Annotated in this window: 19 protein-coding genes; 12 read left to right on the forward strand and 7 right to left on the reverse strand. The window is 52.0% G+C overall.

All coding sequences use genetic code 11. From position 1 onward, the window contains the following. Positions 1 to 28: 28 nt before the first annotated feature. The 11 genes from dnaJ (at position 29) to BN348_RS04110 (ending at position 12865) form a co-directional block, all read left to right on the forward strand. The gene (gene dnaJ, locus BN348_RS04060) at positions 29 to 1198 is read left to right on the forward strand and encodes a molecular chaperone DnaJ (protein ID WP_040196385.1); all 1170 of its coding nucleotides are present in this window, start codon (positions 29 to 31) and stop codon (positions 1196 to 1198) included. Next, on the forward strand, positions 1198 to 2139 hold the full coding sequence (gene prmA, locus BN348_RS04065) for a 50S ribosomal protein L11 methyltransferase (protein WP_040196387.1): 942 nt from the start codon (positions 1198 to 1200) through the stop codon (positions 2137 to 2139). Before dnaJ ends, prmA begins: the two co-directional genes overlap by 1 nt. Continuing rightward, entirely contained in the window at positions 2139 to 2867 is a 729-nt protein-coding gene (locus BN348_RS04070; protein WP_040196388.1) for a 16S rRNA (uracil(1498)-N(3))-methyltransferase, read from the forward strand. The genes prmA and BN348_RS04070 overlap by 1 nt, the downstream gene beginning before the upstream one ends. 242 nt (positions 2868 to 3109) lie before the next feature. Then, a complete protein-coding gene (gene putP, locus BN348_RS04075; RefSeq protein ID WP_040196389.1) occupies positions 3110 to 4600 on the forward strand; it encodes a sodium/proline symporter PutP in 1491 nt (496 codons plus the stop codon). 521 nt (positions 4601 to 5121) lie between these two features. After that, entirely contained in the window at positions 5122 to 6195 is a 1074-nt protein-coding gene (locus tag BN348_RS04080) for a galactose ABC transporter substrate-binding protein (RefSeq protein WP_040196390.1), read from the forward strand. Positions 6196 to 6304: 109 nt separating this feature from the next. Beyond that, on the forward strand, positions 6305 to 7795 hold the full coding sequence (gene mglA / locus BN348_RS04085; protein WP_040196424.1) for a galactose/methyl galactoside ABC transporter ATP-binding protein MglA: 1491 nt from the start codon (positions 6305 to 6307) through the stop codon (positions 7793 to 7795). A 17-nt stretch (positions 7796 to 7812) separates the two neighbouring features. Then, on the forward strand, positions 7813 to 8865 hold the full coding sequence (mglC, locus tag BN348_RS04090) for a galactose/methyl galactoside ABC transporter permease MglC (protein WP_040196391.1): 1053 nt from the start codon (positions 7813 to 7815) through the stop codon (positions 8863 to 8865). 234 nt (positions 8866 to 9099) lie between these two features. Next, on the forward strand, positions 9100 to 10596 hold the full coding sequence (locus tag BN348_RS04095; protein WP_040196392.1) for a UDP-N-acetylmuramoyl-L-alanyl-D-glutamate--2,6-diaminopimelate ligase: 1497 nt from the start codon (positions 9100 to 9102) through the stop codon (positions 10594 to 10596). 56 nt (positions 10597 to 10652) lie between these two features. Further along, positions 10653 to 11699: a lipid II:glycine glycyltransferase FemX gene (locus BN348_RS04100; RefSeq protein WP_040196393.1), complete on the forward strand. Its 1047-nt coding sequence runs from the start codon at positions 10653 to 10655 to the stop codon at positions 11697 to 11699. 232 nt (positions 11700 to 11931) lie between these two features. Beyond that, positions 11932 to 12426 carry a Cys-tRNA(Pro) deacylase gene (ybaK, locus tag BN348_RS04105; protein ID WP_040196394.1) on the forward strand — a complete coding sequence of 165 codons (495 nt, stop codon included), beginning with the start codon at positions 11932 to 11934 and terminating at the stop codon, positions 12424 to 12426. Positions 12427 to 12445: 19 nt separating this feature from the next. Beyond that, positions 12446 to 12865: an acyl-CoA thioesterase gene (locus BN348_RS04110; protein WP_040196395.1), complete on the forward strand. Its 420-nt coding sequence runs from the start codon at positions 12446 to 12448 to the stop codon at positions 12863 to 12865. Here the strand turns inward: BN348_RS04110 and BN348_RS04115 are convergent. The 5 genes from BN348_RS04115 to BN348_RS04140 all read right to left on the reverse strand — a co-directional run bounded on the left by BN348_RS04115 (position 12837) and on the right by BN348_RS04140 (position 20617). Beyond that, positions 12837 to 15053, reverse strand: coding sequence for a ComEC/Rec2 family competence protein (locus BN348_RS04115; RefSeq protein WP_040196396.1), 2217 nt, complete (start codon positions 15051 to 15053; stop codon positions 12837 to 12839). The genes BN348_RS04110 and BN348_RS04115 overlap by 29 nt on opposite strands. A 427-nt stretch (positions 15054 to 15480) precedes the next feature. Further along, entirely contained in the window at positions 15481 to 16020 is a 540-nt protein-coding gene (locus BN348_RS04125; protein ID WP_040196426.1) for a phosphoribosyltransferase family protein, read from the reverse strand. A gap of 182 nt (positions 16021 to 16202) precedes the next feature. Then, on the reverse strand, positions 16203 to 16541 hold the full coding sequence (locus BN348_RS04130) for a histidine triad nucleotide-binding protein (RefSeq protein ID WP_040196398.1): 339 nt from the start codon (positions 16539 to 16541) through the stop codon (positions 16203 to 16205). Positions 16542 to 16565: 24 nt separating this feature from the next. Continuing rightward, positions 16566 to 19211: an alanine--tRNA ligase gene (gene alaS, locus BN348_RS04135; protein ID WP_040196399.1), complete on the reverse strand. Its 2646-nt coding sequence runs from the start codon at positions 19209 to 19211 to the stop codon at positions 16566 to 16568. Positions 19212 to 19960: 749 nt separating this feature from the next. Continuing rightward, positions 19961 to 20617, reverse strand: coding sequence for an HAD family hydrolase (locus BN348_RS04140; RefSeq protein WP_040196400.1), 657 nt, complete (start codon positions 20615 to 20617; stop codon positions 19961 to 19963). Between the two features lie 398 nt (positions 20618 to 21015). Here BN348_RS04140 and BN348_RS04145 point away from each other — a divergent pair, with 398 nt between their 5' ends. After that, a complete protein-coding gene (locus BN348_RS04145) occupies positions 21016 to 21591 on the forward strand; it encodes a DUF305 domain-containing protein (protein WP_040196401.1) in 576 nt (191 codons plus the stop codon). Positions 21592 to 21643: 52 nt separating this feature from the next. On the opposite strand, the gene BN348_RS04150 is transcribed toward BN348_RS04145, so the two are convergent. Continuing rightward, positions 21644 to 21898, reverse strand: coding sequence for a spore coat protein (locus tag BN348_RS04150; protein WP_040196402.1), 255 nt, complete (start codon positions 21896 to 21898; stop codon positions 21644 to 21646). An 18-nt stretch (positions 21899 to 21916) separates the two neighbouring features. Next, complete coding sequence (locus BN348_RS14035) at positions 21917 to 22093, reverse strand: hypothetical protein (protein WP_197068276.1); 177 nt, start codon at positions 22091 to 22093, stop codon at positions 21917 to 21919. Positions 22094 to 22665 lie beyond the last annotated feature (572 nt).

A 22665-nucleotide genomic window follows, 5' to 3' on the forward strand; every position in this document is an offset into this window, starting at 1 on the left:
TGTGTAAAAATAAAGTGAGGTGGTTTGTTTGCCGGAGAAACGCGATTATTATGAGGTGCTGGGCGTACAGAAGGGCTGCTCGGACGACGAGCTGAAGAAGGCCTACCGCACCATTGCTAAGAAATATCACCCGGACTTGAATCCCGGGGACAAAGAGGCGGAGGCCAAGTTCAAGGAGGTCAACGAGGCCTATGAAGTGCTCTCCGACAAGGAGAAGCGCGCAAAATACGACCAGTTCGGCCATGCGGGCGTCGATCCGAACTTCGGCGCGGGCGGACCGGGCGGCGGCTTTGCCGGCGGATTCGATTTCGGCGACATCGGCGACATTTTCGAGAACATCTTCGGCGGCGGGTTCTCATCCGGCTTCGGCGGCTCGACCCGCACGCGGAACCCGAACGCGCCGATCCGCGGAAACAACATCAACATCAATCTCGGCCTGTCGTTTATGGAAGCGGTCAAGGGATGTAAAAAGAAGATCGAGTTCAAGCGGCTGGAGCACTGCGATACCTGCAAGGGCACCGGCTCGGCGGGCGGAAGCGCGCCGGAAACCTGTCCGGACTGCAACGGCTCCGGCCAGATCAAGATCCAGCAGCGCACGCCGTTCGGCGTGATCCAGACCGCCAAGACCTGTTCGAGATGCTCGGGAAAGGGACGCATCATCACCAAGCCCTGTAAGGACTGCAACGGCCTTGGCAGGGTGCGGAAAAACGTCAAGATGGACGTCAATGTCCCGGCCGGCATCGATGACGCGCAGACCTTCGCGGTGCGTAACCAGGGCGACCACGGCGTCAACGGCGGCCCGAACGGCGACGTGATGGTCACGGTATCGGTGCGTCCGGATCCGCTGTTTGAGCGCGACGGCTTCGACATCTGGTGCGAGGTCCCGGTTTCGTTTGCGCAGGCGGCGCTCGGCTCCGAAATCATCGTCCCGACCGTGGACGGCAAGGTCAAGTACAACATCAGCGAAGGTACCCAGCAGGGCACCATCTTCCGGCTCAAGAGCAAGGGTGTGCCGCATATCGGACGTTCGACCCGCGGCGACCAGTATGTGCGCATCAGCATCGAGGTGCCGAAAAACCTGAATACCAAGCAGAAGGATGCGCTCAAGGCCTTCGACAAGCTGACCGGCGACCGGAACTATGAGAAGCGCAAAAGCTTCTTCGACAAGCTCAAGGACGCCATGGGAGGAAAAGACTGATGAACTGGACCGAAATACTCGTCTCGATCCCGACCGGCCATCTGGAGGTCGCCTCCTCGATCGCCCAGATGGTCGTCCCATACGGCATCTATATCGAAGACTATTCCGACCTGACCACCGAAGCCCCGAAAATCGCACATATCGACCTGATCGACGAGGAGCTGCTGCAGCGTGACCGGCAGACCGCGATCATCCATGTATACATCAGCCCGGCGGAGAATCCGCGCGAAGCGATCTCGTTCCTGGAGGACCGTCTCAAAAGCGAACAGATCGCCTATACCATCAACTGCAACAGCGTCAGCGAGGAGGACTGGGCGACCGCCTGGAAGAAGTACTTCCATCCGACCAAGGTGGGAGAGCATCTGGTGGTCTGCCCGTCCTGGGAAAACTATTCGGCAAAGCCCGGCGAGGTTGTGATCATCCTCGACCCGGGTATGGCGTTCGGCACCGGCTCGCACGACACGACCAGGCTGTGCATGCAGCTGCTGGAGCAGCACATCGACAACACCAAAACCGTACTGGATGTCGGCTGTGGAAGCGGCATCCTGTCGGTTTCGGCGGTGCTGCTGGGCGCGAAATCCGCGGTCGGCTGCGACATCGACGGCGTGGCGGTCCGCACGGCCGGGGAGAATGCGAAGCTCAACGGCGTCAGCGACAGGACTTCCTTTTATAAAGGCGATCTGACCAGGGGAATCACCGGCACCTACGATGTCATCTGCGCGAACATCGTCGCGGATGTCATTGTGCGGCTCTGCCCGGATATTCCGCAGTATCTGAAGCCGGACGGCGTTTTTGTCATCTCCGGCATCATTGAGGAGCGGTATGACAATGTCGCCGAAGCAGTTGAGAAGATCGGCTTTCAGATCGACCAGACGCGCACCAGCGGCGGATGGGTGGCGCTGACCTGTTCGCGGAAGAAGAAAGCATCGGGAGGCGTGTGATGCCGCGTTTTTTTATCGATGTGCCTCCCGTATCCGACACCGTCACATTGACAGGGGAGGATGCGCGTCATCTGAGCCGGTCGCTGCGGATGAAGGAAGGCGAAGCGGTCACCGTCAGCGACCAGCAGGGGACGGATTACCGCTGTACCATCCGGGAGCTGGGACAGGATCATGTGCTGTTATATATAGAAGACGCCGTACCCTGCCATACGGAACCAAGTGTCAGGGTGCGGCTCTATCAGGCGCTGGCCAAGAGCGACAAGTTCGAATGGATTGTGCAGAAGGCGGTTGAACTGGGCGTGTCTGAGATCATCCCGGTCTACACGGCGCGCTGTGTGTCGGTGCCGGACCAAAAGAGCATGCGCAAAAAGGAGCAGCGCTATCAGAAGATTGCGCTGGAAGCGGCCAAGCAGTCCGGAAGGGGAATCATCCCGCAGGTAAAGGAGTCGGTTTCCTTCCAGGATGCAATCTCCGGCATGCTTGCGGACGACCTGCCGCTGTTGTTCTATGAAGGCGGCGGGGAAGCGTTGTCCGCGCTGGTCAGGCAGGAGTACCGGACCATCTCCATTCTGATCGGGCCGGAGGGCGGATTTTCCGAAGAAGAGGTACGCTGCGCGCTTTTGCAGGGGGTGCATGCCGCAACGCTGGGCAGCCGCATTCTGCGCTGTGAAACTGCGCCGGTCTGCGCACTGTCGGTCATCATGTATCAGACCGGGAATCTGTCATAATAGAACCCAACCGTATGGTTTCGACGCGGTGCTGCGTGAGACAACGATGGGTTTCTACCTATTATATATAAAGAGAAGGCGTCCTGAATGCGGGACGCCTTCTCTTTATTTTCAGCCTGATTCCTGTGGAGCAGACAGGAAAGATGTACAATTGTACTGCTTTAATGCAAAAAAGTGTTGTGTTTTTGAACAATTTATATTATAATGGTGTCATATTATAAGAAGAAAGGTGTGTTTATCCAATGGATTGGGGAATTTTGGTTGCCTTCATCGCATACCTTGTGGTTATGCTGGGTGTCGGCGTCTATTTCTTCAGGAAATCACGAAACATGAAAGACTATTTTCTGGGAGGCAGGGAACTGAACCCATGGGTCACAGCGCTCAGCGCCCAGGCGTCCGACATGAGCGGATGGCTGCTGATGGGCCTGCCGGCGGCGGCGTATATCGGCGGCATCAGCGGCGCGTGGATCGCCGTCGGCCTTGCGCTTGGAACCTATCTGAACTGGAAGATCGTCGCAAAACGGCTGCGCAAGTTCACCAGCGTTGCGGGCGACTCCATCACGATCCCGCAGTACCTGCAGAACCGTTTTGCCAGCAAATCGGCGGTGGTCAGATGCATCTGCGCCGTCATCATCTTTGTATTCTTTCTTATTTACACAGCATCCGGATTCAGCGCGGGTGCGACACTGTTCCAGCATATCTTCCATATTGACTATACCGTGGCAGTCACCATCGGCGCGCTGGTCATCATCGCCTATACCTTCCTCGGCGGATTCAAGGCGGTCTGCTGGACCGACTTTATCCAGGGCATTATGATGTTCCTGGCCATCGTCATCGTTCCGGTCGTCGCGGCGTTCAGCACGGCCGGACTCAGCCTGGAGACGCTGGGAAGCTACAACAACGGCACCTTCTTAAACCTGTTTGCGGATGGAAGCGGCGCGCTGCCGGTCATCGGCATCATCTCCAGCCTGGCCTGGGGTCTTGGATACTTCGGCATGCCGCATATCCTGGTTCGGTTCATGGCGATCAAAAACAGCGACATGATCAAAAAATCCAGAATCATCGCGATGGTCTGGGTGGCCATCACCTTGATCTGCTCGGTTTTGGTCGGTATTCTCGGCTATGCATATCTGACCGGCCAGGGCGCTGTGCCGTATGCCGACGCAAAGGCGGCGGAGGTCATCTTCATGGAACTGGTCGTCAAGCTGGCACCGGGATTCCTGGCAGGCATCCTGCTTTCTGCGATTCTCGCGGCGGTCATGAGCACCGCGGATTCCCAGCTGCTTGTCACGGCTTCGGCGGTTTCCAATGACTTCTACAAAGCGCTGATCCGCAAAAAAGCCAGTGAGAAGGAATTGATGTGGGTAAGCCGCATTTCGGTCATAGTCATCGCTGTGATCGCATATATTATAGCATTAGACCCGAATAACTCCGTTATGGGACTGGTATCCTATGCCTGGGCGGGATTCGGCGCAGCGTTTGGACCGGTCATTCTGCTGTCGCTGTTCTGGAAGCGCATGACCATGAAGGGCGCGGTTGCCGGCATGGTTTCCGGCGGCGCGATGGTTCTGCTCTGGGAAAACATCCCGGCGCTTGCGGGCACCGGACTGTACTCAATCGTTCCGGGCTTCGCGCTGGCGCTGATTCTGGTTGTGGCCGTTTCGCTGCTGGATAAGAAACCGTCCGCAGAGGTTGAGGCAATGTTTGAAGATGCACAAAAAGCTGATATCTAAACACAGAGATCAGCTGTGCAGGAATCATGAATCCATTTCTGTCGGAGTGTTTAGGCTTATTTATACAAATAATGTGTAAAAATAAACCGAACTGCTATGCATAGTTCACGAAAAAAAACAAAAAAACGACAGGAAAATCATATTATCTAAAATACGTGATTTACATATTCAGGGTAAAAAACCAAATAAATTATTTTTTTAAAATATTATGATGTGAAAAAGTAGTTAAACTGCACAAAAACTTGTCCGCTGTTTGATACATAATGACGAATTATTTGGGAATCTCGAAATTTTTTGGAGAAAGCCTTGATTATTTCAGCGTGTTATGGTAATATCATTCATGTACTAAGGCGGTGTTGCTTGGGGTTCTCAAGCGGCGCGCCAAATCTAAAGTATACCATATTATTACGCAAAGGTATTAATCAGTACTACAATAATCATCTGCTTCTGAAAAGTTGTGAAACGAACGGTGATTTGTAGCAAATAATCTAATTTATACTTTGCATAAGGAGAGAAAAAAAATGAAAAAGTTATTAGCATTAGTATTAGCTGGTATGATGGCGTTCTCGCTGACAGCTTGCGGCGACGGCGGCTCTTCCTCCAGCGAAGGTTCTGCATCTGACGGCTCCAGCGCAGCTGGCGGCGAAGACAAGGCTGTAACCATCGGTGTTACCATCTACAAGTACGACGACAACTTCATGTCCTATGTCCGTAACGACATGGATAAGATTGTTGCTGAGATGGACGGCAAAGTCACTCTGTCGATGAATGACTCCCAGAATAACCAGTCCACCCAGAACGACCAGGTCGACACCATGATCGGCAGTAACGTTGACGCGCTGGCAATCAACCTGGTTGACCCGCAGGCCGCTGCTGTTGTTCAGAAGAAAGCACAGGATGCTGAGATTCCTATCGTCTTCTTCAACAAAGAGCCGGATCTTGCTACCATGCAGGAATATGACAAATCCTTCTATGTTGGAACCACTTCTTCCGAGTCCGGTGTTGAGCAGGGTAACGTTGTTGTCGATTACCTGAAGGCTGACGCTGACAAGAAATGGGATAAGAATGGCGACGGCAAAATCCAGTACCTCATGATGAAGGGCGAACCGGGACATCCGGACGCAGAAGCTCGTACCGAGTATTCTGTTAAGACCATCAAAGACGCTGGATACGAAATGGAACTGCTTGCTCCGGAAGACACCGCTATGTGGGATACCGCTAAAGCGAAAGAGCTGATGGACAACTGGTATGCACAGTACGGCGACAAGATCGAACTCGTACTCTGCAACAACGACGGTATGGCTCTGGGTGTTGTAAGCTCCCTGACCGCTAACAAAGTTAACGGTAAAGTCATGGTCGCTGGCGTTGACGCTCTGCCGGAAGTTATGGATTACATCGAGAGCGGCGACATGATCGGTACTGTTCTGAACGACGACCAGAACCAGGCTCAGGCTGTTATCGATCTGGCTGTCAACCTTGCTCGTGGAAATGATCCGCTCGCAGGAACCTCTTGGAAATTTGACGAGACCGGCAAATCTGTCCGTGTACCGTACAAAGCAGTTACCAAAGAGAACTACAAAGAATTTGTCAAATAAGAAGCTTCTCTGATTTGATATTGAGCAATAGTTGCTTAAAAAACAAGGATGCATGTTTATTGTGCATCCTTGTTTTAAAATAAATGTTTAAAGCGTGGTGAAGCGTATAATGAGCACGTTATTGGAAATGCGTGATATCTGTAAGGAATTTCCTGGCGTTAAGGCGCTGGATCATGCCCAATTGAAGCTCGAGAGTGGTAGTATCCATGCGCTGATGGGTGAAAACGGTGCGGGTAAATCCACTCTTATGAAATGTTTATTTGGTATCTACATTGAGGACTCCGGCGATATCCTGATCGAAGGCAAGTCTGTAAGATTTACCGACCCGAAGCAGGCGCTTGAAAATGGTGTATCAATGGTGCATCAGGAACTCAATCAGGTTCTCCAAAGAAACGTTATGGATAATATTTGGTTGGGCAAGTACCCGAAGAAGGGTGCTTTTATCGACGAAAAGAAGATGTATGAAGAGACAAAACGTATTTTTGAAGATTTAGCAATCGACATCGATCCAAGAGAGAAGGTTGGCAATCTGACCGTTTCTCAGAGACAGATGGTTGAGATTGCTAAAGCGGTTTCCTACAATTCAAAGATCATTGTTTTGGACGAACCGACGTCTTCACTGACGGAAAAAGAGGTCGATCACCTGTTCAGGATTATGAGAAGCCTGAAAGAAAAGGGTGTTGGACTGATCTACATCTCTCATAAGATGGAAGAGATCCTGGCGATCTCCGACACAGTCACGATCATGCGTGACGGCAAATGGGTGGATACCCATCCTTCTGCGGAACTGACCACGGATAAGATCATCAGCCTGATGGTCGGCCGTGAGCTGACCAACCGTTTCCCGCCGAAGACCAACAAGCCTGGCGAAGTGCTGATGCAGGTCAAACATCTGACCGGACTTTATCAGCCGAACGCAACGGATGTATCCTTCGATCTTCGTAAAGGCGAAGTGCTTGGTTTTGCGGGACTGGTCGGTGCAAAAAGAACAGAAGTTATTGAATTGATCTTCGGTATCAGGCACAGAGCCAGCGGAGAGGTTTACTTACATAACAAACTGGTAGACAACAGCGATCCGAAAGCTTCCATTAAGAACGGCTTTGCACTCGTAACAGAGGAGCGCCGTGCAAATGGTATCTTTGCGGGTCTGAGCGTCGCGTTTAACTCGACAATTGCCAGTATGGGTAATTTCTCGAAGTATGGATTTATCAATGACAAGAAGGTCAAGGAAGGTACGCAGTGGGTTATCGACAGCATGAGCGTAAAAACCCCAACACAGAAGACCAATATCGGTTCTCTGTCCGGTGGTAACCAGCAGAAAGTAATTCTTGGCAGATGGCTTCTGACCGAGCCGGAAGTTCTGCTGCTGGACGAGCCGACCCGTGGTATCGACGTTGGTGCGAAATATGAAATTTACCAGTTGATCATCGATCTTGCATGTAAGGGCAAGGGAGTCATCGTGGTTTCCTCTGAGATGCCGGAACTTCTCGGCATTACAGATAGAATTCTTGTTATGAGTAATGGTAGGGTAGCTGGTATTGTGGATACGAAAGATACCAATCAGGAAGAGATATTAGCATTAGCAGCTAAATACTTATAATATAAGGGGTGTTTTTAGTGGCAAACACAGTTGCAGCAGAAAAAAAGTCGTTTGACTTTAAAAATTTTCTATTAAATAACGGTATTTATATCGCGTTGCTTTTGATGATTGTTGTTGTCATCATTTTGAAACCGGGTTTTGCAACCTTTAAAACACTGACCAACATCATGGGTCAGTCTTCTACACGTTTGATCATTGCGTTGGGTGTTGCGCCGACCATCATCCTTCTCGGTACCGACCTTTCCGTCGGACGTATCGTCGGTCTTTGTGCGGTTATCTCCGCATCCCTGTTGCAGTCCGCAACCGCTCCGGATGCGTTCTATCCGGGACTTGGTCCGGTATTCATCCTGCTTCCGTGGCTTCTGGTCATGGTAATCGGCGGCCTGTTCGGTGCGCTGAATGGCTTCGGTGTTGCATTCCTGAAAATGCACGCATTCGTTGTCACCTTGGGTACGCAGTTGATCGCATATGGTACGGCATCCCTGTACTTCGATAAACCGGGACGCGGTGCTACCCCGATCGGAAGCCTTGATAAAGGTTATACCGAACTCGGCGGCGGTTCCATTACGCTGATCTCCGGCGGTAAATACTGGGGTAAATTGTCCATTCCGTTCATCTTCATGATTGCTGCGGTTGTCACCGTGTTGATCTGGATCCTCTGGAATAAGACCAGACTTGGTAAAAACATGTACGCAGTTGGCGGTAACCCGGAAGCAGCGATTGTATCCGGTGTCAGCTACAACAAGACCATCATGTTCTTCTACACCCTCGCTGGTGTTTGCTACGGTTTCGCCGCTCTGCTTGAGGCAGGACGTGTCGGTTCCGCGACAAACAACATGGGTCTGAACTACGAGTTGGATGCGATCTCCGCCTGCGTCGTCGGTGGTGTATCGTTCGCCGGAGGTGTTGGTACCGTACCGGGCGTTATCCTCGGCGTGTTCATCTTCCAGTTCCTGAACTACGGACTTGCATTCATTGGTATCTCCCCGTATGTTCAGAACATCATCAAAGGTGTCATCGTTATCACCGCAGTTGCGATCGATACTCGTAAATATCTGAAGAAGAAATAATCTATATCAGATTATCAGAACCCGATTCGAAAGAATCGGGTTCTTTTTTGTGTGTAGAAAGAGTATACGCGATGGCTGAAGATATAAATGGACAGGCAGTGGGGATGGAAGTGGATGATTCCTTAAAAATTTCATGACTCTTTTATATTGTAGACCACTTTGTGGACTATAATATAACTACTTATATATGGAACGATGTGGTGTGTCATCAAGAAAAAAGAGGAGAGAATCAACATGGGGAAGTTTACAATCACGCTGTCCAAGCTTCTGGAGGCTTTAAAAAATTATGATCTGGTGGTGGATTATACCATCTATCAAAACTTTGCGGATATAAATATCGATTATATTTCATATAATTCTAAAGACATCCATCCCGGCAGCCTGTTCATCTGCAAGGGATTTGGTTTTAAGGAACAATATTTGAAACAGGCGCTGGAAAACGGGGCAATCGCCTATATCGCCGAACAGCATTATGAGGATGTCCCGAAGGATGTGCCCTATATTCAGGTAAAAGATTCCCGCAAAGCGATGTCGATTATTGCCATTGCCTACTATGACCGGCCGTTTGAGAAGATCAACATCGTCGGCATCACCGGAACGAAGGGGAAGACCACCACCACCTACTATGTGAAAAACATTCTGGATGCCTCCCGCAAAAGGCCGACCGCCATCTTTTCAACAGTGGAGATGTTTACCGGAAAGGAAAGCGAAGAGGCGCATCTGACCACGCCGGAGTCGATCGATCTGCAGCAGCACTTCGACGACATCCTGGAGAACGGATTGGATCAGCTCACAATGGAGGTCTCCTCGCAGGCTTACAAGCTCAGCCGCGTTTACGGGATGGATTTTGACGTCGGTGTGTTCCTGAATATCTCGGAGGACCACATCAGCCCGGTGGAGCATGAGGATTTTGAAGATTATCTCTCCTGTAAAATAGAGTTTATCAAACACTGCCGCACCGCGATCATCAACGGAGAGACCCGGGAATTCGACCGGGTGTGGAAAGCGGCAGAGGAAAACTGCCAGCGCGTATATACATATGGTACAAACGATAGCTTTGACTACTATGTGGAAAATATCCGGCGGCAGGATGGCTGGATGTATTTCGATATCTGCACCAAGGACTATAAAAAAACATTCCGCACCGGGATGGAAGGCCGCTTCAATGCGGAGAATGCCCTGGCGGCGTTTGCGGTGGCAAAGGTTATGGGCATCGACGACGCGTCAATCGCCAGGGGCTTGGAGATCACCGAGGTTCCGGGAAGAATGAATGTCTACCGCGGACAGGGAAAGATGGTGATTGTGGACTATGCGCACAATTACCTGAGCTTTTCACGGCTGTATGAATCGCTGAAGCTCGACTATCCGGGCCAGAAGATCATCGCGGTCTTTGGATGCCCGGGCGGCAAGGCCTATCTGAGAAGAAGGGATATCGGCACCCTTTCAGGTGAGAATGCGCAGCAGATCTATCTGACGGCCGAGGACCCGCAGTTCGAGGATGTGACCGAGATCTGTGAGGATATCGCCAATTACCTGAAGCCCTATCATGTGCCGTATGAGATTGTACCGGACCGCAAGACGGCCATTGAAAAGGCCATTCGGGAAGCGCTGCCGGGTGACATCCTGCTGATTGCCGGCAAGGGTGAGGAAACCTATCAGAAGGTACGCGGCGAATATGTTCCCTATGAATCCGATGTTGTCATAGCTAAAAAATGCCTGCATCTCCTTTGAGCTGCAGCTTCTATATTGCCGCTTGACGGCAGAAACTATTTTTTTGAGGTGAGCAGATGCCTGTATTGGATAGAACTGATAATCAGATGGTCGAAAAATACAATGCGTATATGAAAAACAGTCCCTATGCGAATGTGACGCAGGATATTGCCTGGAGCAGGGTCAAAAGCGACTGGGATAACGAACAGGTTTATCTGGAAGAGAATGGTGAGATCATAGCCGGTATGTCCCTGATCATCAAAAAGGTCATCGGCGGCTATGCGATGATGTACGCCCCGCGCGGACCGGTATGCGATGTCTATGACACCGAGCTGGTGCAAAGGCTGGTCGATGAGGCGGATCCCCTTGCCAAAAAGTACAATGCGTTTGTGCTGCGTTTGGACCCGGAGATTGTCATCGACGACAAGCTGGGCGCGGCCTATGAAACGCTGGGGTTTCAGGTGCGCAACCGGAAATTCGGCAAGGCACAGCTGGTGCAGCCGCGCTTTAACATGGTTCTGCATCTGGACGGAAAATCGCCGGAGGAGCTGATGAAGCAGTTCAGCGAAAAGACGCGGTACAACATCCGGCTGTCCAGCCGTAAGGGCATCACGGTGCGGTATTCCAGAGAGGAAGAGGACCTCAAAACCTTCTATGAGATTTACCGTATCACAACCGAGCGTGACAGGATCGGCTCAAGGCCGTATGAATATTTTAAACGGATGCTGGATGCATACGAGGGCGACCAGCTGCGCATCTATTTGGCGGAGCATGAGGGAGAGGCGCTTTCCGGAGCCATCTGCCTGAACTACGGTCCAAAGATGTTCTACATCTATGGCGCCAGCTCCAACGTCAAACGCAACCTGATGCCGAACTATGCGAATCAATGGGCCATGATCCAGTGGGCGCTCGAAGAAAAGAAGAAGCTCTACGACTTCGGCGGCGTGTTCCATCTGACCAAGGAGGATGGACTGTTCAAATTCAAGGAGGGCTTCTGCCGTCAGGAAGGCGCGACCGAATACATCGGGGAGTTTGACCGGGTTTATAAGAAGCCGATCTATATGGCGTTTGAAAAGATCAAGCCCGCGGCCATGCGGCTGAGAATGAGCCTGCATAAGAAATAATCACAGCCGGACAGCGTAGATGATCGACGGGCTTGTTTGAGAGAACCGGGCAGTCATGGATACGGTCTGTTTCTGCAAAAAAGTGAAACAAGAAAACCAAACCATTCCGGGCGGGATTGGTTTGGTTTTCTTGTAAAGCGCAGCTTTCGGCTGTTGAGACTGGGATAAAAACAGGAAAATGTGTGTTGCTGCTGTTTAGCACAGCGGCGGCATTGGAAAGGGTGTAAAAAATATGGCATCGATTACAAAAACAAATGCGATGCGGATTTTGGAAAAGGAAGGCATTCCTTATCAGCTTTATCATTACGATGGCGATACGTTTGTCGACGGCGTTTCGGCGGCGGCCAAGATCGGAAAGCCGTGTGAGATGGTATACAAGACGCTTGTGACCATCTCTGCCAATAAGAACATCCATGTCTTTGTCATACCGGTCGGAAAGGAGCTGCATCTCAAGAAGGCGGCGAAGGCGGTCGGGGAAAAATCCATCGCCATGCTGCCGGCAGCGCAGATCACCCAAGTGACCGGATATATCAAAGGAGGCTGTTCGCCGGTCGGCATGAAGAAGCGGTATGCCACCGTCATGGATCGTTCGGCGCAGGCGCTGGATACGATCATCTGCAGCGCAGGTAAAAGAGGGATGCAGATGGAGTTGTCGCCGCGGGCGCTGGCCGGTTTGATCGGCGCCGGTTTTGCGGATGTCGTCATCGGGGACGAAACGGGAAGTTAGCAGAAAGGAATGGTTCCAAATGATTTCAAAAAGTCACATCACGGTGCGTTATGCGGAGACCGACCAGATGGGGATCACCCACCACAGCGTGTACCCGGTCTGGTATGAGGTTGCGCGCACCGATTTTATCAAGCAGGTCGGCATGCATTACAGTGAAGTCGAAAAGGCCGGCGTTATGATGCCGCTGGTGTCGCTGGATGTAAAATATATGGGCTATACAAAATATGAAGACGAGCTGACGGTCGAGGTATCCATCACGAAGCTCACCGCCGCCCGCATGGAATTTGAATATAAGGTCTATCGCAATGGCGGGGACAAGCCGGTCAACATCGGCCACACGGCGCACGCGTGGACCAACAGGGAGATGCGCGTCATCAATCTCAAAAAGACGCATCCGGAGATCTATGCCATCATGGAGAAGGCGATGCAATCAGTCTGATGCAGTCCTTCTGACGGACAAACAGCGAGGTCGTGTCGTTTTCGGAGAGATCGACAAAGGCTTCGGCCGTGAAGTTCAGCTGCTGCTTCAGCGTCGCCCTTCTTTCCTGTGAACAGATCAGGACCTGTTCACAGCGCAGCTTGTCGATGCTTCCGGGAAGCTGGTCGTCAATGATCAGCGTTTCAATCGGGCCTTTGACCAGCGCGTCATAGAGATCCGCCCCGCCGAAGCTGAGCAGCGTGAGGTCGCCGCGGTTTGAAATCAGGACGGCCGCGCCGTCTTTCTGTGCGTAGAGGTCGATGACAAAATCGCTGGAAAGCGCAATCTGCAGATTGTTCAGTTCCTCCACCCTCCGCGGCTGCTCAGGCTGATACAACTGAATATCCTTTGGAAGAATCCAGGTATCCGCTTCAAGTTCTGTCCGACGGAACACGGCGGATTCTTTGCTGTGGCTGCCGGAAACCGGGAGGATGATGAGGTCCAGCTTTTTGATGCCGACATTGGCCAGATGGTTCTGGATATGGATGACGGCGGCGTTGTCTTCCAGCGTACCGATCAGGATATGCTTCCCGCTGTGGCTGACCAGCACATTCTCTCCATAGATCGTATTGAAGATGGTGTAGGTGCTGACATCCCGCATCAGGAGCTGATAGGAGAGGATGCCGGCGCACAGCACGGTGCAGGACAGCAGCAGCGCGCAGACGACGGTTCTGGCTTTCCGGCTGCGGAAAATCGCATAGAGCATCATGATGAAAAAGCCTATTAAGAAGATTTTGACGAAGCCGTAGTCGGCGTTGACCCTAGCATACGGGACCGACGCGATCAGCTGGCAGACGGTGGTGCAGATTGTGACAAAGAAGCTGCCGGCAAATCCGCAGATTGTGGAAAGCAGGGAGAGGAACGGGACAAAGGAAAAGATCAGCATCAAAGCGCCGAAGGCCAGTACATACGGCATCAGCGGGATGACCAGCAGGTTTCCGAACATCGCCAGCGGCGTGACGGATCCGAACTGAAAGATCAGCACCGGCAGGGTCAGAAAAACCGCCGACCAGGTGCGCGCAAAGCTTTCGGTCAGAATCCGAAGTTTGGACGCGATTTTGAACCGCTGTGTCAGAAAGTCAGTGATCTTGCCGGGAAACAGGATCAGGCCGAGCGTGGACAGAAACGAAAGCTGAAAGCTGGTGCTGCAGGCCGCGTAGGGATTCGGCAGGCAGAGCAGCAGCGCGGCCAGTCCAAGCGCGTTGAGCGTGTCGTTTTCCCGGTTCAGCAGGATGGACAGAAAATACATCGTCGCCATAATGCCCGCGCGCATGGCGGAATACCGGAAACCGATCAGCGTGATATAGAACCACAGGATCAGAATGGAGATCAGTGCGGCCGGCTTGCGGCGGATTCGGCACAGGCACAGCAGGGAGAACAGCGTGATGACAAACAGGTTGATGTGCAGGCCGGAGATGGCAAGAACATGGTAGACCCCCGCGTTGGAATAGGCGGTTCCGACATCGTAATCGAGCTGGTCGGTCCTGCCGAGCAGCACCGCGCTGAGTACACCGGCCTGATAGCCCGGAACCGTATCGTGGATGCGCCGATTCAGTTCCTCGTTCAGATCATAGATCCATTTGCCCATAGAGGGCTTGGCAGCCTCCAAAACCTGTGCATCGGTGATGGTCCCGCATACGCTGATGCCGCGTGAACGGTAGTATGCTTCATAATAATTGCTCTGCCCGCGGACCTTGGCGGTGGTTTCGATCTTCTCGTAAGCATCGATTTCCAGCGGTCGGTAACAGCGCAGCAGCACGGTGTCATTCGATAAAACATCCTGATCCGGGTCGATCTTTACAAGATAATCGGTTGCGTTTCCCTGTTTGGTGATGTCTTTAACGGTTCCGACGACCGCAAAGGTGCTCCCTTCCTTTGGTGAAACCGGATCGAACCGCAGTGTTTTGCACAGGAAGAACGAAAGAATCGCCGCACAGACCGTGATCAGAACAGCGGCGGCGGTGATCGCGCGCGGGCGCAGGACATCAAAGGCGGGGTCTTTGCGCTGGAACAGTACATACAGTCCCAGAATGGACAACAAAACAAGTCCCAGTACGCCCAGGGATAACCCCAGACTGACACTGAGACAGCTTACAATGGCAAGGGTGATAAACCAGGTGCATCCGATCAGGGCGAGCGGCCTTTTCATGGATGTTCATCCTTTCTGTTGGGCTCGCGGATAGGCGTAGAAGGTTGTACTTGATAAGGAGACGGAACGACGATTGTACCAAGATGATATTGGTATGCAGAAGGAAACAGAACAGCGGCTGTATCAGGAAGATATTGGTATGTAGAAGGAAACAGAACAGCAACTGCATTCAGATGATATTGGTTATGCAGGAGAAAACGGAACGACAGCTGTATTAAGATAATATTGGCAACGCAGAAAAAAGGGGTATGGCGAAGCTACGATAGACAATAATGCGCTTGAAAGGGAACTGGTATGAAAACCATCCTATTGACGGGAAAGCCATTCCATTTTGAAAAAACCTGTGATATTGTTTCGGGAGAAAAATATCACAGGTTTTCTATACAAATAAAGGAATATCTTCATTACTATACAGGTTGTAAAGCTGTTAATCGAAAAACAGCGGCAGATATTCAAGATAGATGATGTCGCCGCGTTTTGCCGCGTCACCCTCGGCCAATACAGCCGCCTTGCCGGCCACCGTGCCGCCCGATGTGTGAATCAGCTCCTCCATGGCGGCAAGGCTTTCACCGGTGCTGATGACATCGTCTACAATCAAAACGCGTTTACCCTTCAAATAATCAACCTCGCTGCCTGCCAGATAAAGCGTTTGGATATGGTCGGTTGTAATCGATTTGACCTTGACGGAGATCGGGTCCTTCATGTACAGCTTGACGCTTTTGCGCGCCACAATGTACCGTTCGTCCAGATTGCGGGCCATTTCATAGGCCAGCGGAATGCCTTTGGTTTCGGCTGTCACGATGACATCGTGTTCCGGACATTTTTTAATCAGCTCTTTGGCGCAGACGACGGTCAGCTCCACATCCGAGAACATGACAAACGCCGCAATCGACATGTGCTCGTCCGCCTGACAGATCGGAAGCTGACGGGTCAGTCCCGCCACCTCCAGCGTGTAGAAGTCCTGCATCATAATACCTCCCCAGCCGCCCAAATTCGACAGAATTTGCAGGAAAAAGACCAGACAGCCCCTTTCAATCTGTCGAATCAGGCGGAATTTTTCTATTAAAAACCAGATATGCGTTTTGGTAAACGCCAAAACACCCCGAAAAGGCGGATCATCCGCCTTTTCGAAGTATCCTGATCAGCCTGTCAGCCCGGAGGCCAGGCAAGGTTGCGTTTTGCCAGCACATGGAAGTGCATGTGGTCAACGGTCTGTCCGCCGTCCTCTCCGACATTGGTCACGACACGGTAGCCGTCTTTAACATCCAGCTCCTTCACGAGCTTGGCAATGACTTCATAGATATGCGCGACAACGGCGCTGTTTGTCCCATTGATTTCCAGGACCGAACGGATGTGTTCCTTCGGGATGACCAGAAAGTGCACCGGCGCCTTCGGATCGATGTCGTGGAACGCATAGACCAGTTCGTCTTCATAGATCTTGTTCGACGGGATTTCTCCGGCAATAATTTTACAGAAGATGCAGTCCATGAAAGCCGCTCCTTTCCTTTTGCTTTATTTTTTCATGCTGCGGATGATTTCCGGCAGCTTTTCAAACAACTGTTTCGGCGGGAAATCCTTCGGGATGCCGCCCATCGCGCTGTCCGGACGTCCGCCGCCGCTTCCGCCGGCGATGGCGCTGACCTCTTTGATCAGCTTGCCGGCATGCATGCCCTGCTTGATGGCGTCCTTGCCGCAGACCATCATTAAGGACGGCTTGCCTTCATAGAAGGAACAGAGCAGCGCGACCATATCCGGGCGGTTTTCTTTGATGCGGTCACCGATCTTGCGCAGCATTTCCGGTTTGGTTCCGGTAAAGACCGTGCCGGCAAGCTTGATGCCGTCGATGTCCATGGCGCTTTCCATCAGGCCGTCCAGCTTGGTATCCGCGAGTTTTTCGTTCATCTGCTCCAATTCGCGGTCCTTCTCTTTAAGCTGTGCGGTCAGTGCGGCCGCTTTATGAACCAGCTCGTGCGGGTCGCCCAGCTTCATCGCGTCGGCGGCCTGCTGAATCGTGCTGTTGGCTTCGTCCAGCAGTCCCAGCACGCCGAAGCCGGTTGTGGCTTCGATGCGGCGGATGCCGGCTGCGACCGAGGATTCCGAGATGATCTTGAACAGACCGATCTGCGCGGTGTTTTGGATGTGCGTGCCGCCGCAGAGCTCCACCGAGTAATCGTCAACGCCGACCACGCGGACGACATCGCCGTACTTCTCGCTGAACAGCGCCATTGCGCCGCTCTTCTTCGCTTCGTCGATGCTCATTTCGCGGGTGGACACATCGATGGCTTCCAGAATCTTTTCATTGACCAGGAATTCGACCTTCCGGAGTTCTTCCGGCGTGACGGCAGAGAAATGCGAGAAGTCGAAGCGCAGGCGGTCGGGTTCAACCAGCGAACCAGCCTGATGGACATGGTCGCCGAGCACCCGGCGCAGCGCCGCCTGCAGCAGATGCACCGCGGTATGGTTGCGCATGATCGCCTTGCGGCGGGCCATGTTGACGATGGCCTTGACCTTGTCGCCCTTCTGCACGACGCCGGTCTTCATGCGTCCGATGTGCATATAGTGGCCGGTTGCGGACTTCTTGCAATCGAACACCTCGAAGACGCCGATATCGCTTTCGATGGAACCGGCGTCGCCGATCTGTCCGCCGCTCTCCGCATAGAACGGGGTCTTGTCGAGCAGGATGATCGCCTCGTCTCCCTCTTCGATGGAATCGACGATTTCTCCATTTTTGACCAGTGTCTGCACGCCGGCCGGGGTTTCAAGCGTCTCATAGCCCAGGAAATCGAAGCCGAATTCATCGATGCCGGCAAGCACATCATCCGACCAGCCGACCGAATCCAGATCGGCGCGCGCGTTTCTGGCGCGTTCCCGCTGTTCGTTCATCAGCTCAAGGAACCGGTCCTCCTCAAAGTCGACGCCGCGTTCCTCGATGATCTCCTTGGTCAGGTCGACCGGGAAGCCGAACGTATCGTACAGCTTGAACGCCTGCTCACCCGAGAGTCTGGCGTTCTCGACTTCCGAAGCGGAAAGCTCGTCGAGGATGTGGTTCAGCAGCTCCATGCCCTGGTCGATGGTTTTGGAGAAACGCTCCTCCTCCACCTGCACGACCTTCTTGATGTAGTCCTGCCGCTCCACAAGCTCGGGATACGCGGTCTTATTCTCCTGGATGACGGTATCCACGACCTTGTAGAGGAAGTTTTCCTGGATGCCCAGCAGCCTTCCATGGCGCGCGGCGCGGCGCAGCAGCCTTCTGAGCACATAGCCGCGTCCCTCGTTGGATGGGATGACGCCGTCACAGATCATGAACGTGGTGCTGCGGATGTGGTCGGTGATGACCCGCAGCGACACGTCGGTCTTTTCGCTTTCATGGTATTTCACGCCGGCAATCTCCATGATGTGCTTCATGATGTTCTGCACGGTGTCGACCTCGAACAGGTTGTCGACGCCCTGCATGATGCAGGCGAGGCGTTCGAGTCCCATTCCGGTGTCGATGTTCGGGTGCTCGAGCTTTGTATAGTTGCCGTTGCCGTCGTTGTCGAACTGGGAGAATACGAGGTTCCAGAATTCAACGTACCGGTCGCAGTCGCAGCCGACCGCGCAGTCCGGCTTGCCGCAGCTGTTTTCGGGGCCGCGGTCATAGTAGATTTCGGAGCACGGTCCGCAAGGACCGGTTCCGATCTCCCAGAAATTGTCCTCCTTGCCGAGACGAACGATCCTGTCCGGCGAAACGCCGACCTGCTTCGTCCAGATGTCGAACGCTTCGTCGTCGTCGAGATAGATGGTCACCCAGAGCTTGTCAACCGGGAGCTCCAGCACCTCTGTGACGAATTCCCAAGCCCATTTGGTCGCTTCCACCTTGAAGTAGTCGCCGAACGAGAAGTTGCCCATCATTTCAAAATAGGTGCCGTGGCGGGAGGTTTTTCCAACGCGCTCGATATCCGGCGTCCGGATGCATTTCTGACAGGTGGTGACGCGCTTGTTCGGCGGCGTCGCCTGTCCAAGGAACCATTTTTTCATCGGCGCCATGCCGGAATTGATCAGCAGCAGGCTGTTGTCGTCGATTGGGACGAGCGGGAAGCTCGGCAGCCTGGTATGCTGTTTGCTTTCAAAGAAGGATAAAAACTTTTCCCTGAGTTCATTGAGGCCTGTCCATTGCATAATGTTTACCACCATTTCTCCGTGCGGCCTATCAGTCAGAATCTATGCGGCGGCCCCCGCACGGCGGGCCTTTATCATGTTCTTCAAACAGCAGAGGGGGCTTTCAAACCGGATATGCGGTTTTCTTTCTGCAGGCGGATGAAGGCCGCAAAAAAGAAAAAAGCCTTCCTCCCACCTGCCAAACCGGCAGATATGGGACGAAAACTTCTCAGCTCCGTGGTACCACCCAAATTGTGTTTTGCAACACCACTCGTACCCTTTAACGCAGGAATTACGCCGAAACTTCATGGGGCTTCGGGACTCCGGGAGCAGCGGACCAACGGTCTTTGGCAGAAGGGCCTTGCAGCCTGCGGACCCTCTCTCTGTGCAGCCTTGTACCGGTCTTTCCCGTCACTGTCTTTGAACAAATTAACCTAGCATAAGTATAATACCTGCCGGCGAAAAAGTCAACATACCTTCGGCATCTTTTCTGGAAAACACGCCTTTTTCGATTGTTTATCCCATCTGCTGATGCGTTGACCGCTCAAGGTCAGATGATTTTACGCGCACATGAAAAAGTATCTGTGCGGATATCCCGCTGTAACCCGGTGGAGCAAGTAGCAAGCTTATTCCGATCGATACGGCTGCCAATGGGACAGATGGATTTTCTGTGTGACAATTCCAGTTCAGACAGCGACGATGCGTTTTATTCAGGCGCCTGTCAGATGAATGCGGTGTTCCTGCGCGGCAGAGACAGTTTCCGCGGCGTCCTATTCGTGACCGAGCAGTTCGAGAACATCCATCGGGTGCATGACAACAGCGTCTGCGCCGGCGTTTCGGAGTTCCTCTTCGCCGCGGAATCCCCAGGCGGCGCCAATGCAGCGGATACCGGCATTCTGTGCGGTCTGCACGTCGACATCCGAGTCGCCGATGTACAGGCATTCCTCTTTCGGGACACTCAGCCGTTCCAGTACCTGGTTTACGCCGGTTGGATCCGGCTTTTTGGGAATCGCTTTGCTTTGGCCGATAACGAGGTCAAAGGGGATGTCGGTGAACAGCTGGGATACAATTCTCTGAACAAACTCGTCAGGTTTGTTTGAGACAACGGCCGTTCTGATATCCTTCTCCCAAAGCAGGCGGATCAGCTCGGGTATGCCTGCGTATGCCCTGGTTTTATCCAGATAGTGCTTTTCATAATAGGCGTCAAACAGCTTTTTGACCGACTTTGCATTGATATCGTTCCGCTCATGCTCAGGCAGGATCCGTTCCATCAATGTGAAGATGCCGTCGCCGACAAAATGCTTGTAGGACTGCACGTCATGCGTGGGAAATTCAAGCACCTCCAGCGCATAGTTACAGCTGTCGGCAAGGTCGTCCAGGGAATTGATCAATGTTCCGTCCAGATCAAAGATGCAGCATGTTTTCATAAAAATCCCTCCTGTTTTAAGATCATCTCATCATAGCATACCGATATCACAAAGGTATCAGGAGATATGAGATATTTCTTGAATTTCTCTGTTCGCTGGCGCATAGATGACCGGGGATAAGAAAACCGATTCATGTATGGCAGCAATCCGGTCAATGGTTTGCGCGCCGTACCGATGGTGCGGCTTACCTGGTGAACCTTGAACCGTGGAACTTACCGCAGACAAGATTCAGGCGTCCGCGCAGCGGCAATGATTTTGTTCAAGCAAGCAGATAAAGCCTTGCGGACAGCGGTTGAAATCGGATGCCTGAATTTTCTTTGTAACCGGCAGAGATCATTCCCCGTAAAATAGTATGGACAGGGAAACTATGAATCCAATTAAGGGAGGGGATGGATGAAATGTTCAGTCAGCAAAGATTCAGTGAAGTTACAAAGACCTATCTCTGCCGTTATTATGAAATCCTGAATGAAATGATTGCGGGCATGACGGAGGTCCGGCTTACAGACAGCCTTTCGCACAACTTTATTGTACAGATGATTCCGCATCACAAAGCGGCCATTGAAATGTCGCGCAATCTTTTGCAATATACGACCTTTGTCCCGCTGCAGAATATTGCTTTGGGTATCATAGATGAACAGACGAAGAGCATCGCGGATATGCAGGGCATCCTTACGCGATGCGCCGGCCTGAAAAATTCGCAGCAGGATCTGTGTCTTTATGATAAGGAATTCCAGCGCATTACGCAGACGATGTTCACACAAATGCTGAATGCCTGTACCACAAATAATATCAACGCCAGCTTTATGCATGAAATGATCCCCCACCATGAGGGCGCCATTCGTATGTCTCAAAACATACTTCGCTATCATATCTGCCCGGAGCTTCATCCGATCGTTCGGGCCATCGTCGAATCGCAGAAGAAGGGCATACAAAAAATGAAACGGCTTCTGCAGTGCGGTTCCATGATATCATAAAAGCAGCGCAGGTCCGATGAGCATCGGACCTGCGCTGCTTTTGGGTTTCGGCTTACTGGGCGCTCTGTGCCATGAATTTCTGTTTTAAGGAATTCACCTTGTTCTGTTCCACCTGTTCAGTGGGATACCAGCCTTTGGCAGCCATCTTGTCGTAAAGGGTATCCTGCATGCACAATGCGTCATTCAGAGCGGTGCTGAATGCCTGGTGCACATTGTCTGTGGGGGATTCGATGGTTCCGTGCATAAACAGGTCGCAAACGCCTTTTTCCAAAAGAAGAATATTTTCCATCAGATTCTTATCGTCCATTATTCACATCTCCTTCTATTATCCGAGTAATCCGTAAAAGCTCTGGAAAATCTGCTGATGTTTCTGCGCCATCTGCTCAACGCAGTTTTTCAGCTCCATATCCTGAATCTGGCCGGCGGTTTCTTTGCACTTGGTCTGAAAGTACGTTGCATGGCCCAGTGCGTCTTCTACATACAATAACTCTTTGGTTGTCATGAGTACCAAACCTCCTAAAATTTATTTCAGTGATAGTTTTGGTAGTTATCATGAGAATATACATTTATGGAAATTATTTTGGGTGCATCAGGATGATTCCCGCTCGTCATACAACCTATAAAGTACAGGGTAAACTGGCAGGAAAGGGTTCTGCCAGCACACAGCGGCGGCGTGATGCGCAGGCAGGCTGGCCCTGCGGTGGCATTCCGGCCAGTCGGCATGTGGCTTTAGGGGCGTTACGATGCGGTTTGCGCATTGCTTTCCCACGGTGCAAAGTATCTGCCGAAGTGTATTTCAAGCCAGGGAATTCTGCCATACGGTGCAAAGAGTTTGCTGTAAATGTTGGATGTAAATAAGATAAATTGTGTACGGTCAAAGGTGTTCAATTCGCACAATTATTGATTAAATGTATATATTAAATATAAAATATTAATATAGTTTCGAAAAATACTTGAATTGCCAGAAAATATATGGTAGAATTTTGTTAATCTCAGACTTGCTGTCGATCTTATCATATGATGTCCATCAACGTGCCTGTGTAAACGCCCGCGGATCCCGTGTATTCGCAGCGA

Origin of the sequence: Candidatus Soleaferrea massiliensis AP7 (assembly GCF_000820765.1) — a bacterium.
In the GTDB taxonomy this organism is placed as follows: Bacteria; Bacillota; Clostridia; order Oscillospirales; family Ruminococcaceae; genus Soleaferrea; species Soleaferrea massiliensis.